The sequence below is a fragment of the Pseudescherichia sp. L3 genome (assembly GCF_024656065.1).
Classification (GTDB): domain Bacteria; phylum Pseudomonadota; class Gammaproteobacteria; order Enterobacterales; family Enterobacteriaceae; genus Pseudescherichia.
Map to the genome: position 1 here is coordinate 18,784 of NZ_JANKYC010000001.1, position 15,301 is coordinate 34,084.

Annotated in this window: 10 protein-coding genes, 1 tRNA gene and 3 pseudogenes; 10 read left to right on the plus strand and 4 right to left on the minus strand. The window is 48.0% G+C overall.

Annotated features, from left to right (window positions below; all coding sequences use genetic code 11):
- Positions 1 to 10: 10 nt before the first annotated feature.
- A complete protein-coding gene (gene phoE, locus NR795_RS00110) occupies positions 11 to 1,075 on the minus strand; it encodes a phosphoporin PhoE (RefSeq protein ID WP_257756640.1) in 1,065 nt (354 codons plus the stop codon).
- Positions 1,076 to 1,367: 292 nt separating this feature from the next.
- Between phoE and proB the strand changes: the two genes are divergently transcribed.
- The gene (proB, locus tag NR795_RS00115) at positions 1,368 to 2,471 is read left to right on the plus strand and encodes a glutamate 5-kinase (protein WP_257756642.1); all 1,104 of its coding nucleotides are present in this window, start codon (positions 1,368 to 1,370) and stop codon (positions 2,469 to 2,471) included.
- Between the two features lie 11 nt (positions 2,472 to 2,482).
- Complete coding sequence (gene proA / locus NR795_RS00120) at positions 2,483 to 3,736, plus strand: glutamate-5-semialdehyde dehydrogenase (protein WP_144819274.1); 1,254 nt, start codon at positions 2,483 to 2,485, stop codon at positions 3,734 to 3,736.
- 58 nt (positions 3,737 to 3,794) lie between these two features.
- On the opposite strand, the gene NR795_RS00125 is transcribed toward proA, so the two are convergent.
- Positions 3,795 to 6,428 (minus strand): EAL domain-containing protein, encoded by a 2,634-nt coding sequence (locus tag NR795_RS00125; RefSeq protein WP_308219164.1) that lies wholly within the window; start codon positions 6,426 to 6,428, stop codon positions 3,795 to 3,797.
- A 329-nt stretch (positions 6,429 to 6,757) separates the two neighbouring features.
- On the opposite strand from NR795_RS00125, the gene NR795_RS00130 reads away from it, so the two are divergent.
- The 4 genes from NR795_RS00130 to NR795_RS00145 all read left to right on the plus strand — a co-directional run bounded on the left by NR795_RS00130 (position 6,758) and on the right by NR795_RS00145 (position 11,478).
- Positions 6,758 to 6,833, plus strand: a tRNA-Thr gene (locus tag NR795_RS00130).
- 150 nt (positions 6,834 to 6,983) lie between these two features.
- Positions 6,984 to 8,147 (plus strand): tyrosine-type recombinase/integrase, encoded by a 1,164-nt coding sequence (locus NR795_RS00135; RefSeq protein ID WP_257756644.1) that lies wholly within the window; start codon positions 6,984 to 6,986, stop codon positions 8,145 to 8,147.
- Positions 8,148 to 8,158: 11 nt separating this feature from the next.
- Positions 8,159 to 9,859, plus strand: coding sequence for an ATP-dependent endonuclease (locus NR795_RS00140; protein WP_257756646.1), 1,701 nt, complete (start codon positions 8,159 to 8,161; stop codon positions 9,857 to 9,859).
- An 8-nt stretch (positions 9,860 to 9,867) separates the two neighbouring features.
- Positions 9,868 to 11,478 (plus strand): UvrD-helicase domain-containing protein, encoded by a 1,611-nt coding sequence (locus NR795_RS00145; protein ID WP_257756648.1) that lies wholly within the window; start codon positions 9,868 to 9,870, stop codon positions 11,476 to 11,478.
- A gap of 198 nt (positions 11,479 to 11,676) precedes the next feature.
- Here the strand turns inward: NR795_RS00145 and NR795_RS00150 are convergent.
- Together NR795_RS00150 and NR795_RS00155 are read right to left on the minus strand one after the other, a co-directional pair.
- Positions 11,677 to 12,252 (minus strand): annotated as a pseudogene (locus NR795_RS00150) (phage polarity suppression protein).
- Between the two features lie 15 nt (positions 12,253 to 12,267).
- Positions 12,268 to 12,503: pseudogene (locus NR795_RS00155) on the minus strand (hypothetical protein).
- Here NR795_RS00155 and NR795_RS00160 point away from each other — a divergent pair.
- The 4 genes and pseudogenes from NR795_RS00160 to NR795_RS00175 form a co-directional block, all read left to right on the plus strand.
- Positions 12,447 to 12,791: pseudogene (locus tag NR795_RS00160) on the plus strand (winged helix-turn-helix domain-containing protein); the annotation flags it as partial. The pseudogenes NR795_RS00155 and NR795_RS00160 sit on opposite strands and share 57 nt — an antisense overlap.
- A gap of 164 nt (positions 12,792 to 12,955) precedes the next feature.
- Positions 12,956 to 13,414 (plus strand): hypothetical protein, encoded by a 459-nt coding sequence (locus NR795_RS00165; RefSeq protein WP_257756650.1) that lies wholly within the window; start codon positions 12,956 to 12,958, stop codon positions 13,412 to 13,414.
- 920 nt (positions 13,415 to 14,334) lie between these two features.
- A complete protein-coding gene (locus tag NR795_RS00170) occupies positions 14,335 to 14,895 on the plus strand; it encodes a type IV secretion protein Rhs (RefSeq protein WP_257756652.1) in 561 nt (186 codons plus the stop codon).
- Positions 14,892 to 15,233: a putative T6SS immunity periplasmic lipoprotein gene (locus NR795_RS00175; RefSeq protein ID WP_257756654.1), complete on the plus strand. Its 342-nt coding sequence runs from the start codon at positions 14,892 to 14,894 to the stop codon at positions 15,231 to 15,233. The genes NR795_RS00170 and NR795_RS00175 overlap by 4 nt, the downstream gene beginning before the upstream one ends.
- Positions 15,234 to 15,301: the final 68 nt, after the last annotated feature.

Genomic DNA, 15,301 nt, shown 5'->3' on the forward strand with positions numbered 1-15,301 from the left:
TTATTCAGAATTAGAACTGATAGGTTACGCCCAGCGCAACGACGTCGTCATTGGTGGTAACCAGGCGGTTATCGTCGTCAATCTGGTTGATTTTATAATCAACAAAAGCGGACATGTTTTTGTTGAAATAGTAGGTTGCGCCTACATCGATATAGTTGACCAGATCTTCGTCACCAAAGCCTTCAATATCTTTGCCTTTGGTCAGGACGTAGCCCACGGATGGACGCAGACCGAAGTCGAACTGGTACTGAAGCACGGCTTCGAAGTTATCCGCCTTGTTGGCAAAGCCAGCAGAGGAGGAGATCGGGGTCATGTTGTAAGAGATACCGTAGAAGGCAGCAGCGTAGACGTTGTTGGCGTCATACTTCGCGCCAGCTGCCCAGGCTTCCGCATTCGCGCCACGACCAAGACGCATCTGGTTCTGTGCGTTGGTGCGGTCAGAGTTAGCGTAGGCACCCACGACAGAGAAGTCGCTGCCGCCGAAATCATAGGCCAGAGAGGTACCGAAGCCGTCACCGTTCTGCTTCACCACGCTGCTGCGGCCGTTTTCGTTTTTGCCCTGGTACTGCAGAGTCAGGTCCAGACCGTCTACCACGCCGAAGAAGTCGGTATTACGGTAGGTTGCCACGCCGCTGGTGCGTTTGGTCATAAAGTTGTCGGTACGGGCCAGGCCGTCACCGCCGAACTCAGGGAACATATCGGTATAGGCCGCCACGTCGTACAGCACGCCCAGGTTACGGCCATAGTCCAGGGAACCAAAATCTTTAACTTTCACACCGGCAAAGGCCAGACGGGTTTTCTGTCCGGAGGTGCTTTCGTCGTTGTTACCGGCAAACTCCGCTTCCCAGCGACCGAAGCCCGTAATCTGATCGTTAATTTGTGTTTCGCCTTTAAAGCCGAAACGAACGTATGTTTTATCGCCGTCGTTGCTGTTGTCATCGCTGAAGTAGTGCATGGCTTTTACTTTGCCGTAAACGTCCAGCTTGTTGCCATTTTTATTAAAAACTTCTGCGGACTGTACAGATGCGGAAGCAGCCAGACCCATTACCACTAATGCCAGAGTACTCTTTTTCATTTTGATTCCCGATTTAAACAAAAGACGCTCTAATATTCGTCAGGCTTATACCTGCTGAAAACAGAGAGGGTTTTAACGTTTGGAAATGAAAGATTTATGACAATCCAGGAATAATTTTAAAAATTGATGTTTATTTATTTCTGCAATAAAAGTGTAAGGATCTGCCGTTAGGCTTGCCGATCCACGCAGCAATCGCTCCCCCTTTTGACCGAGGTTATTGGCAAGCGGCCTCACTCCTGTTACAACGTCAGACTGACATCACATTTCCTTATTCGTAAAACGGCAGAGAATCATGAGTGACACCCAGACGCTGGTGGTAAAACTCGGCACCAGCGTGTTAACGGGCGGATCGCGCCGCCTGAACCGCGCCCATATTGTAGAGCTGGTACGCCAGTGCGCGCAGCTGCATGCCGCAGGGCATCGTATTGTTATCGTCACCTCCGGGGCGATCGCCGCCGGACGCGAGCACCTGGGTTATCCGGAGCTGCCCGCTACCATCGCTTCCAAGCAGCTGCTGGCTGCGGTCGGGCAGAGCCGCCTGATCCAGCTCTGGGAGCAGCTCTTCTCCATCTACGGGATCCACGTGGGCCAGATGCTGCTGACGCGTGCCGATATGGAGGACCGCGAGCGCTTCCTCAACGCCCGCGATACCCTGCGTGCGCTGCTGGATAACAGCATTGTGCCGGTGATCAACGAGAACGATGCCGTGGCTACCGCTGAGATCAAAGTCGGCGATAACGACAACCTCTCTGCGCTGGCCGCCATTTTGGGCGGGGCGGATAAGCTGCTGCTGCTCACCGATCAGCAGGGCCTCTACACCGCCGATCCGCGCAACAATCCGGATGCCAAGCTGATCGCCGACGTCCACGGCATTGACGATGCGCTGCGTGCTATCGCCGGGGACAGCGTCTCCGGCCTCGGCACCGGCGGCATGGGCACCAAATTACAGGCTGCCGACGTCGCCTGCCGGGCGGGCATCGAGACCATTATCGCCGCCGGTAGCCGGCCGGGGGTTATCGGCGACGCCCTCAATGGCGTGCCGGTAGGAACACGCTTTCACGCCCAGACCTCGCCGCTGGAGAGCCGCAAGCGCTGGATCTTTGGCGCACCGCCAGCGGGCGAACTCACCGTAGACGAAGGGGCAACGATGGCGATCCTTGAAAAAGGCAGTTCACTGCTGCCAAAAGGGATCAAAAGCGTGACAGGCAACTTCTCCCGTGGTGAAGTGATCCGTATCCGTAATCTGGAAGGGCGGGACATTGCCCACGGCGTCTCCCGCTACAACAGCGACGCGCTGCGGCGCATCGCTGGCCAGCACTCACAACAGATCGACGCCATTCTCGGCTACGAGTATGGCCCGGTTGCCGTCCATCGCGACGACATGATCACCCGTTAAGGAGCAGACGTATGCTTGAACAGATGGGCATCGCTGCGAAAGCAGCCTCGTATCAGCTGGCGCAGCTCTCCAGCCGAGAAAAAAACCGCGTGCTGGAGAAGATCGCCGACTACCTGGAGGCCCAGGCGCACGACATTATCCAGGCTAACGATCAGGATGTGCTCGAAGCCCGGCGTAACGGCCTGAGCGAAGCGATGCTTGACCGCCTGGCGCTCAACCCGCAACGCCTGAAGAGCATCGCCGACGACGTACGTCAGGTCTGCAAGCTGGCGGATCCGGTCGGCCAGATTATCGACGGCGGGCTGCTCGACAGCGGCCTGCGCATTGAGCGCCGCCGGGTTCCCCTCGGTGTGATCGGCGTGATCTACGAAGCGCGGCCTAACGTCACCGTTGACGTGGCCTCCCTCTGCCTGAAGACCGGCAACGCGGCGATCCTGCGCGGCGGGAAAGAGACCTGGCGCACCAACGCTGCCACCGTGAAGGTGATCCAGCAGGCGCTGGAGGAGTGCGGCCTGCCCGCCGGTGCTATCCAGGCGATTGAGAGCCCGGACCGGACGCTGGTAAACGAGATGCTGCGCATGGATAAGTACATCGACATGCTGATCCCGCGCGGCGGGGCAGGGCTGCACAAGCTGTGCCGCGAGCAGTCGACTATTCCGGTGATCACCGGCGGTATCGGCGTGTGCCATATCTACGTGGATGACACCGCTGAGATCGAACCCGCGCTGAAGATTATTGTCAACGCCAAGACCCAGCGGCCAAGCACCTGCAACACCGTAGAGACGCTGCTGGTGAACCAGCAGATTGCCGAGCGTTTCCTGCCTGCGCTGAGCACCCAGATGGCGCAAAGCGGTGTGACGCTGCACGCTGACGCGGCTGCGCTAAAAACGCTACAGGGCGGTCCGGCGCATGTCGAAGCGGTGAAGCCGGAGCAGTATGACGATGAGTTTTTATCCCTCGATCTCAACGTTAAGCTGGTGGCCTCGCTTGATGAGGCGATTGAGCACATTCGTGAGCACGGCACCCAGCACTCGGATGCGATTCTCACCCGCACCCTGAGCAACGCCAACCGCTTTGTGAACGAGGTGGATTCATCTGCGGTGTACGTCAATGCCTCCACGCGCTTCACCGACGGCGGACAGTTTGGACTGGGCGCAGAGGTGGCGGTGAGCACGCAGAAGCTGCACGCTCGCGGCCCGATGGGCCTTGAGGCGCTGACCACCTACAAGTGGGTTGGCTTTGGCGACGATACTATTCGTGCCTGATTGTCGTGCCTGATGGTCATGCCTGATTGTCTGCGGGCGACGCATGCCGTCGCCCGCGCTATCCCTGGCTCTGCTGGCCTGTGCGCTCCTGCGCAGCCGAGTCCAGCGCGGCCATCTGCTCCTGGAGCGCCGTCAGGCTGAGCGGCTTGCCGATCAGGTAGCCCTGGGTTTCATCACACTCCATCATCATCAGCTTCTGCAGCTGCCCCTCGGTTTCAACCCCCTCTGCCGTGATGCTTAGCGAGAAGGCTTTACCCAGGCCGATAATATTTTTAACGATGGTATTGGCACTGTCGCTCTCTGGCATATCGGAGATAAAGGATTTATCGAGCTTAATACCATCAAAGGGGAAGTTGCGCAGATAGCTTAAGGACGAGTAGCCCGTACCAAAGTCGTCCATCAGCAGCTTCACCCCCAGCTTTTTCAACGCCAGCATCAGCTCAAGGCTGCTTTCAGGGTTCCACAGCGTGGCGTTTTCGGTAATTTCGATCTCCAGCCTGGCCGGGTCGAGCTGCGATACCTGGAGCGCATCCCGGACGCGATCGATCAGACCCCACGACTGGAACTCCACGGCAGAGATATTCACCGAGACGGAGAGGCCGTGCAGGGATTGCTGCGCGTCGTGACAGGCAGTTTTCAGCACCCAGTCGCTGAGGGGGATAATCAGTCCGGTCTCCTCGGCCAGGGAGATAAACTGATCCGGCATCAGCAGGCCAAGTTCCGGGTGATCCCAGCGGATCAGCGCCTCTACGGCGATAATACGTGAGGAGTTATGGCCGTAGCGCGGCTGATAAACCAGGCGGAACTGCTGCTTTTTCAGGGCGTCGCGCAGGCTGTTTTCCATTTCGCGCCGCTGAACCATCTGCTCGGCCATCTCGGGGGTGTAAAACATCCATCGGTTGCGCCCGGCGTTCTTGGCCTTATAGAGCGCGATATCTGAGAAGCGCAGCAGCTCTCCTGCATCAACCGCGTCCTGCGGAGCCATCGCGATACCGATGCTGGCCCCGATAAATATCTCATTGCTGCCGATCACAAAGGGACGTGCCAGCTCGCCGATGATCCGATCGCAGAGAAGTTCGATATCGCTGCGGTCCTGGATATCAGAGATGATCAGGATAAATTCATCCCCACCCTGGCGCGCCACCAGATCGTAGTCACGAACGCAGCTCCGCAGTCGGGTTGACACCTCGTGCAGCACGGCATCGCCCGCGCCGTGGCCAAACAGGTCGTTAACCGGCTTAAACTTATCCAGATCGAGGCTCATCATCGCCAGCGGATGCTCCGGCGTAGGCAGCGCCCGCAGCTTGCCCTCAAGGAACTCGCGCATCCGCACCCGGTTTGGTAGCCCGGTCAGCTCATCGTGCCGGGAGAGATACTCTACCCGCGCCTGCGCCTCTACCTCGAGAGTGACATCCGTCGCGGTGCCCCGGTAGCCGACGATCCCTTCCGGCGTAACGACGGGTTTAATGGCGATATGGCAGTAGCGCTGGTGGCCCATCGCCGACAGGTAGCGGCAGTGCAGCAGCCGACGATGGCCTGTCTGGCCGGGCAGCTTGATCCACTCCGCCAGCGGCTGGTTATCTGCCTCCATAAATGCCGTCACCGGACGTCCCAGCCAGGCCGAGATACTGTGCCCGGTAATGCCCGGAAAACGATCGGAGAGCCAGGTAAAATGCAGGTCGGTATCCGTCTCCCAGATCCAGTCCGTGGTGGCTTCCGCCACGTCGCGAAAGCGGCGCTCGCTGGCGGTAAGGGCATGGCGACTCTGGGCCAGCAGGAAGGTATTTTCATCATACATACGTGCTTTTTTGAGCACGTTGCGACTCAGAACCACGCTGATAGCGCCGGTAGAGAGCGCCAGCAGGATCAGCAGCGGCAGAATGTAGTGCATTAGCTCCCGCCCCGGATCTTCGCTTTTCCACTCGAAGGTTATCTGATGACCATCAATGGGCAGCGTCGCTACCCCGCGCCGTCCTGCCAGCTTAGGGGCATCTTTACGCTGCACGCGAGCCTGCGCAATGCCGTACTCTTCCCCCAGCGCGACCAGCTTTTTGTCATCCAGCACGTCGACAAACACCAGGGTAGAGGCCGGGCCGGGAAGGGGGGCGATCCGTGAGTCGTCGCCGGTGGTGATGCGTGCGGCCGCCACCAGCGCCGGATGCCCGTCTCGCATGACTACCGTATTGGCTACCGGCATTGCGTCCGGTTTATTGATCGCCTGAAGCAGTTTGGGGATCGGGTTCTCTCCTAACCATTCAGTGAGCGGTCGGGTAACCAGTTGACCATTGATGACGCTGTACCGGGTCTGGCTACTGCCATCCAGCACAAACACCCCTTCGTAGGTAAAATCACGCCAGAGCGTCGCGCCCATATTCTGGCGGGTATAGGCCCAGTCGGTGTCTACGTTGGGGTGCAGATGGCTGTAGGCCTCACCCCACCAGGCGTAGTCTTTGATATGCGTGGTAAGCGTATCAACCCGGTTATGGATCGCCTTCTCCAGCAGCATTGCGCTCTGCCTGTCGGCATCCTGATTAATATTCCGCACGATGATAAGCAACGCGACAATGGCGATAACAAACAGCGCTGTCAGGAGCGAGACCATCAGCAGCAGAGCGCGTTTGATAAAGGTTGCGGTGCTTTTATGCTCCAGGTCAGGGCTGGACAGGTCATCGGTGACTGCGAATTTTTGCATTAGTTTATCCACTCTATCCAGCACATCGGGTATCTGGTCTGTCTTATTATCGGCCTGTTCTGGCGGGGGCTTAATCGCGGACGGTTAACAATCAAGATAGCTGAATTTGAAAGGAAAAGAAGATACGATGGGCCAATGTTAAAAAAATGTTGCTTGGTGTGATGGCAGACACAACCAGAAGAAAAGATGAGTTGATGACCATGCTTTTCGTGCTGAATTAGCGAGGTTGTGCTGTAAAAAACAACAACTAAACGGGAAGGGAGTTGACGAGGCGGGCGCTTTTTCTTAACCTTGCATACCGTAGTCACGCTCGTGACGCGCCCGGATAAGCCGATATAGCTCAGTTGGTAGAGCAGCGCATTCGTAATGCGAAGGTCGTAGGTTCGACTCCTATTATCGGCACCACTCAACTTCTCCCAACGTACTTATTCACCCGTAAATACGCTAATTTATAACGATTTTATTGATTTTTATTCCATAGTTGTCCTTAACTATCCAGTAGAATCTTATACAGAATGGGTATATGTTCCTGTTCGGTCATGGATTCCTGTACACATGCCTTTAAACGATATGCAGATTCGCCGCGCTAAGCATGAAGCAAAAGCCTATACACTTGGATATGGGCAAGGGCTGCCATTGGTTATAGAACCTAATGGAAGCAAGAGCTGGCGGTTCCGTTATCGTTTTGCTAGTAAATCAAAAATGATCTCGCTGGGTGTGTATCCGACGATCACACTTGCAGATGTCTGTTCTCGCCGTGACGATGCTCGAAAACTGGTCGCGAAAGAAAAGAACCCGAGTGAGGTTCGTAAAGAGCAGAACAATGCTTTGCAAACGGGATCTAATAGAGCGTTCGAAAAGATAGCTACAGAATGGTACCAGATGAAATCTACCAGATGGTCGGCAGGTTATGCGTCAGACATCATGGAAGCGTTTGAGAACGACAGTTTTCCTTATGTTAGAACAAGGCCAGTGGGAGAGATTAAACCGCTAGAGCTGCTTAACGTTCTGCGTAAAATTGAGAAACGTGGTGCGTTGGAGAAAATGCGTAAAGTGCGGCAGCGTTGCTCCGAAGTGTTTCGCTACGCAATTGCAACTGGTAAGGCGGAGTACAATCCTGCGGCGGATCTCTCCAGCGCCCTCGAAGTACACCAATCAAATCATTTCCCGTTCCTAAAAGCTGATGAGATACCCGAATTTCTGCGCGCCTTAGAGGGTTATACCGGGAGTAAGTTTGTCCAGATAGCCACGAAATTACTGATGATTACGGGCGTGAGAACCATCGAATTACGAGCTGCATTATGGTCAGAATTTGATCTGGATAACGCTATTTGGGAAATTCCTGCTGAAAGGATGAAAATGCGCAGGCCACATCTTGTGCCATTGTTTACTCAGGCGTTAGATTTGCTCAATGAACTTAAGATCATGACTGGGAACTATTGCTATGTTTTTCCGGGGCGGAACGATCCGAATAAGCCAATGAGTGAGGCTGCTATTAATCAGCTTATAAAGCGACTTGGGTACGGTGGCAGGCTTACCGGTCATGGGTTTAGGCATATGATGTCAACAATTTTACATGATGCTGGCTTTAATTCTCAACATATTGAATTACAGCTCGCTCATGTTGATAGTAATAGAATTCGCGGTACTTATAATCATGCAACATTCATAGAAGAAAGAAGGCAAATGTTGAGCTTTTTCTCTTCAAGATTATTTTGAGGGAAATGTAAATGAGAATTGAAACTGTTTATATCAAGGGTTTCAGGAATTACTGTGATGCAGTTATTAATTTTAATGAAACTAATTTGATTATAGGTGCAAATGATGTTGGAAAGACCAATCTATTATATGCCATTCGATTATTACTTGATAAAAGTTTATCTGAATTAGATCTTGAACCAAAAAACAATGACTTTCATGTAAGTTCGACAGGTGAGCAGGTTGAAAATATAGAAATCACTATTAAGTTTACAGATGTCAGTGAAGATGCGGTAATATCTAAGTTAGGGGGATATGTTAGCGATAAAGGGGAGACATACATTAAGTACCTTGCTTCATCATTAACTATGGATTATAAGATTTTACTTAGTCATGAATATAAAAATTTTGATGAATCTCCTAACAGATTTTACTTAAAGTGTTTGAGTTTAAAATATATAAATTCGCAAAGGGATCTTGAAAAATATATTAGAATTGAAAAGAAACATCTTTTAAGATTGGCGCAAGAAGTTCGTAGTGAAATGGATACTGAAAATGATGGGGCGGTTTTTACTGAATTAAATAAACTTCTTACTGAAGTGAATGAAAAAGTTAAAGGGATAAGTTATGTTGCATCAGCAACAGAAGAGCTTAACGATGAGCTTAGGAAATTATCCTATACTCATGATAGATTAACTGTTCAACTTGATACTGGTGCAATAGGGGTTGACCAGTTTATAGAAAAACTAGAATTAAGCGCCAATACAAATGGGAAGAAACTAATGCTTGGCGGCGATGGATTTAATAACCAAATCCTTCTTGCGTTATGGAAAGCAAAAAGTGTTCGCGAGCATGATGTTGATAGTGAAGTAGTGATCTACTGTATTGAAGAACCGGAAGCACATCTATTTCCTCACCAGCAAAGAAAATTGGCAGCCTATTTAATCGATAAACTTCCAGGCCAAGCAATTGTTACAAGCCACTCACCTCAAATTGCAGTGAATTTTAAACCTGATTCAATCATAAAACTATACTATGATGATGGAGAAACTCTAGCCGCAAGTAATGGATGTTCTGACTGTATTAGTTCTGCATGGGATGGAATGGGCTATCGGATGAGTATTATTCCGGCAGAAGCATTTTTTGCTAACGTGGTTTTTTTGGTTGAGGGACCATCTGAAGTAATTTTTTACACTGAATTAGCAAAAGCATTAAATATCGATCTTGATTATTATAATATCAGCATTCTTTCTGTTGATGGAATCCAATTCGAAGTTTATAGAAAAATATTAACAGCTCTAAATATTAGTTGGATCGTTAGAACAGACAATGATGCTTCAAAAGTACCTCATAAGAATGAATGGCAATATGCTGGTGTAAATAGAGCGTTAGCACTGTGTGGAGGCAGTAAAGAACCAAACGCAAGTATTCCTATAGATAGTAAAGCTTTGCATACTAAATGGGGAATAATTTCACCAATAATAAATCCTAACGGCGTTTATATATCTTTTTTTGACCTTGAAGGAGATCTTGCTAATGACTTCTCGAAGCATGTTCTTGATTATGCAAGTATGGACAATCTAGATGATGCAGCTGATTATTTAAGAGGGAAGAAAGCTATACGTATGCGTGAATTAATTAAAGAGAAAAAAAATTTTTTAACTGAGTTGAGGAATAAAGATATAGCTAGACCTCTAATACATGCATTGAAAATTGCTAGAGGTGAATTATGAAGTTAACTATGGAGCAGTTAGATGCCATTGATTATGACGGCAATCTGGTCATAACTGCATGCCCAGGAAGTGGTAAAACAACAATACTCGCCCATAAGATTGCCACCTGTTTATCCCATTCCAAGGATCATCAGGGAGTTGTTGCTTTGTCATATACGAATAAATCTAGCGAGGAGCTAAAAGCCCGATGTAGAAAGTTGGGAGCTGAGTTAAATTCTAGCTTCTTTGGTACTATTGATAAGTTTTTCATTAACGAAATAATTTTACCTTTTGTAAAACAGGTATGGGGAGGTAGCGAAAGTGCTCTTGAAATAGTGAGGTATATAGATCTTCCTCAAGAATTAAAAGATAAGACAAATAAGTACTTTGAACGGGGCGATTTTTATTCTAATACCTCATTTGAGGGCATAGATTCTCTGAGGGATTTTTATTTAAAGGGTTTTTTAATTTTAGACTTTCTTCCTCACTTGGCTTTTTATATAGTTAGGGTGTCATATTCTTGTCAGCGGTATTTAATGGCAAGGTATATTGGCTTCTTTGTCGATGAATATCAAGATACAGGTTTTTTTACTCATCAGGTTTTTAAGTTCATACCAACGTTAGGAATGCCTCTGATAATCGTTGGTGATTTGGATCAATCAATTTATTTATATTCCCATCGTGGTTCGGATTCGTTAAAGTATTTCATGAGTGATAGTGGTTTCTGTCATAAGGAAATTACTGTAAATCACAGATGTCACCCATCTATAGTGAATTACGCTAATAGAATTAAAGATTTTGAATGTCAATTAGTTCCATGTGATGAGGTTTTTGTTTATAGAAAATGTGTTGATGGGAGTCAAATTGATATAGCTAAATGGATTGGTAATATTCTTGATAATGTAAAAAATAAATTCTCTATATCTGATAATAAGGAAATTGCCATCTTGGTAAGAAGCAATGCTTGTGCGGAGCTAGTTTCTGATAATTTAGTTGTTTCTAATAGAGCTTGTTTGGATAATGATTTAACAAAGGCTGGTGGTAAAGTTTCGGGTCTTATCAATGATTTATTATGTTACAAGTATAACTTAAATAAAACTGCCCAGTCTATTGTAGAGGGGGTTTTAGGACGATGTGTCAAGAGGAGCGAGGCTACTCGTATCCGTAAGGCTATTAAGCAGGTTAGAAGTGCTACAGATACCTTACTTATTGACGTGATAAATAAAATTGTAGTAACCCTTTTAGGGGCTGAAATCGAGCAGCATCATAAGGCTGCCCTTTCTGAAATATTAGTTACCCCGAGGATGCAAAATAATTATTTGGATGTTAGAAGCGATGAGGTTCAAATAATGACATTACATAAGTCTAAAGGTCTTGAATTTGACTTTGTTTTTCATTTGGATCTCTATGATTGGATTTTGCCTAAAAGAGCTTTCATAGATGGAAGTTATGATGTTGTATTCGAAAATGAACAGCAATGCATAAATCTTCATTATGTAGGGATTACACGAGCAAGAAAGGGTATTGCGCTAATACATTCTACGAAACGGTATAATGGTTCAGGTGACCTTAAGAATGGGGCTCCATCTCAATTTCTTTTGAAACCTGGGTTAGATGGCCTTTATAAAAAAATAATTTAAATATTATTAGGCGCGCAATGCTCTCCCCGCCACGCCTGCCCGCTTTATGGATGGGTTTGAATGCAGGTGCATGGATGGCGTCAGGGCACGCCAGTACTGGGGCGGGAGGGGCAGGAGGGGGGGAAATTGCATGCAAAGCCATGCAGCTAATGCATGCATGGCCTTTTTCTGTATAAATGGCGGGAATTCAGCGTTTTTTCACACTGGCTCGCGCGCTGCCAGTCCGGTCTTACGACGCGCATAAATCAGGTTCTGTGCGGGGGTATATTTTTCCTGGTAATCAACCCGCGAGGCCGCGTCAGCCCTGAATCCGATGGCAGTTAAAATGTCATTATCCTGCGCGGCATAATTAATTTCTGCGCCTTCTTCCAGCCAGGCGGCCAGCGCATCGCGCAGATACGCTGTGGAACGGTCAAGGGCGCGGTTTTTTATCAGCGCAGCCTGGCTGTTCAGGCTCATCAGCTCCGGTGCAAGGGCGGCGGCCAGCTCCGCACCATGCGCCTGCATGAAGTCATACAGCCGGTGCTGAATGCTGAGGCGCTGCACCTCCTCATGCGAACGGATATACCGCCCGGCGGCCTAATTAATTTCCCATTTCGTTACCTCAATAACTTCACGCAGCCACTTCATGCGGGCCGGGATTTGTTCATCCGGGTTCAGTATCTGACTGCGCAGCTCCTGCTCCGCCTGGGCCAGTTCAGTTTTACGCTTCAGCCAGGCGGTTTTGTTTGCCTCGCAGGCGGTGAAAGCCTGCTCTGTGGTGATGGTGGTCATACCGGTTTTCTCCTGTCAGTGACTGAACGGCGAGCTGTAGCAGCCATGCACCTTACGCGGGGCAGGCGTGGCGGCAGGTGCCGGTGTGGGCACCGTGTTTCCGCCGGTGGTCTTATCACCTAATCAATCGATTCCGTGGTACGTAATTTGGCCGAGCAGAACACATTGACGCATTGCAGATAGCTCTGCTTCACATTAAGAACAAAATCGCTCGCGAGCTGGCCGTGATCGTACGCCAGCTTATGCAGCAGTTCAGCGACCCGACATTTGATTTTTGCGGCTATCTGGAAGCGCTGCCGCAGACGAACGAAATGTTTATGGGGAATGTCAATATTACCCCGCCACAGCCACATAACTATCTCTATCACGCCTATCTGGTATATATGGGGGCCAACGTTTACAAGCACGTGCTGAGCCTGAAAATGTTCGGATTGGGACTGCCGATGATTCTGAAAGAGTACGGGATAAATTACGAGAAGCGGCACACCAAACAGGAGACGCAGACCAACCTGACACTTAGGGAGGACAGCAACGACTAATGGCTGACGAAATGTGATGAGTCCACAGCGACTTAGCCTATCCAAGACTGGCATCCGCCGGTCTTGACTCGTAACTAAGCTCAGAGATGCTTTACTAAATTGCCGGAAAGGCACATTATTGCTACTAATAGTTTATGATGTTTTCAAGCTAATAGGGTTAAATAATGGATATTCTGCAAACTAGTGGATTTGTAGTAAATGCGCTTACCATGTTAGTAGCTATCGGCTCTTCCGCAATCAGCTACCTTGTGTATAAAGATAGTACTTCGCCGGATGTAATTGTATATCTCGAACAAAACGAGAACTCAAAAAGCATTTTAAACATTGTCATAAAGAATATTGGAAAGAGCGCTGCTGCGGATGTAAAGTTCAGTTTTGACAGGGCGTTACCACATCGGGCATTTGAAGATGATGTATCCAGTGATATGAACGATAGTGCGCTTATTAAGGGAATACCATTTTTCGCACCAGGAACCAGTCGAGTATTCATGTTTGGTGATTATGCTGGAATTAACAATTTTATTGGTGATGGGAAAATAAAGGTCACAACTACTTTCCGTAAAGCAAATAGTAGAAACCCATTCTCAAGGGAAATTTCTAATGAGTGTTATATTGAAATATAATCAATGGCTTATGTAGACGCTTCTGATAATAGTAACTCTCGTAAAATAGCTGAAAGTTTATCCAAAATCGAAAAGACATTGGGTAAGTTTAAGTAGTAGCATCTGCATATATTTTATAGAGTAAATATTCTTACTGGCATTTAGTCAACTATATAACAAAAATCGCTTTAATACTAACACCGGAAATATTTCTGACTAAGCATCTCCCGACCGGCAATCGCCGGTTTTTTTATACCTGATTATCCTGCTGGATGAGCAATGGAATATTCACTCTTCACCTACTAATCACCTAATAACTATTTTATTTTTAAGTAAAAATAACAAAGTGAATAGTGTGAGCAGTTAAATGCAAAAAAGATTTTTACTTATGGTGTTTCAGTATAAAAAATAAATGGCATCGGCAATGTGCATAGTGGTGTGTATAGTTTTATTATTTGATATTGAATTTTCTTTTAAAATCATTATGATATTGTTATTTGTTGACGCCTGTTATTGCATCACACAACAAAATCCAATACTTTAGTAATTTCCTTCGTCAATTTTGGTCCTGTCGTAACACATGCAAGCGCCTAAATAATGTAGGAGTGGTTATCAGTATTTATCGCATAGGCAGGTGTGCGAAGCTGCCTATACCTATAGGACAGAAGCGACCTAAAGCGCCACGGCAAAGCGCAACCGCCACTAAATCAATGTCCGTAAATTTCTGGCGAATCTTGAGGGCAAGGCAAGGTCAGAGCGGAAGAAAGCGGAAGGGGCAGGGAGTAAGCTAGCCTGAGCCGCCAATGTGATGTTCTGCTCTAGCTTATCGTATTCATTCTGTTACATAAAACCAGACCATCCCCGGAAAAATTCTTTGCTCTGTCCGATCGCGGTTGTGTATGATTAGTCATTAATTTCATTACAGATTAGAGGGATTTTTAATGCCTGTAAATGAAAGGATTAGAGCGACATCGGGAACACGTATTGCCCCTGGCGGCGTGAGGCTTATCACGATGGGGGAGATAGGGTTAGCAAGCTCGCTTTATGGCTGTGGCCTCAGATATAATAAAATTTGGGTGCATCGGGAAAGCTACTTACCGTTTAACCTACAACCTATAGATGTGGCTATGAGTCCAAACGGTGAAATGTGGTTTAGGGAAGACACCTATTCTCACGATTTTTCAATGGAAGCAGATGTACAGAAGAAACATAGATTCATGCACGAAATGATGCACGTTTGGCAAGCACAACACGGCATGTGTGTAAGAACAAGAGGCCTATTCTCCCGCTTCGCTGATTACAGCTACAGTCTAGATAAAGATGATATTCGCCATTACAGTTTAGAACAACAAGCCTCTTTAGTTAGCGATTATTGGTTATTGCAAGCTTATGGCTTTATAAATTATATGTATCTTCCTGCACTAAGAGATTATGATCCTAAAAAGTCTGATTATTTATTACTGCAAGAATATAGAAACGTGATGAAGGGATTTCCAGCATGAAGAAATTAGTAATACTACCTGTCATTTTCCTTCTTTCCGGTTGCCCTGGTGGGAATCCAGCGCCGCATCCACGCGCTACATTTATCAATGGCGATCATCTTTGTTTCAGTGTGGATAATAAAGATCTACTAAATTATTACACTGTGGATGAAAGTGAGAATGATAAAATACAAACAGTGGTTAGTTCTGGTTATACTAAGTTGCATTCCTCTTACCCTGACAATTGTATAAATGTTAAATGGAAGAGCAACCACACCTATGTGGTTAATTATGGGTTGAATGGTAAAAGATATGTGCACGAGTTTTTTATTGATAGCAATGGCAACTTGACCAAGTAAGGGAGCGGAATGTTATTGCCAGCTTATTTTTTTGTATATGGTGAAGGCGGGATGCAAACTCTCGTATC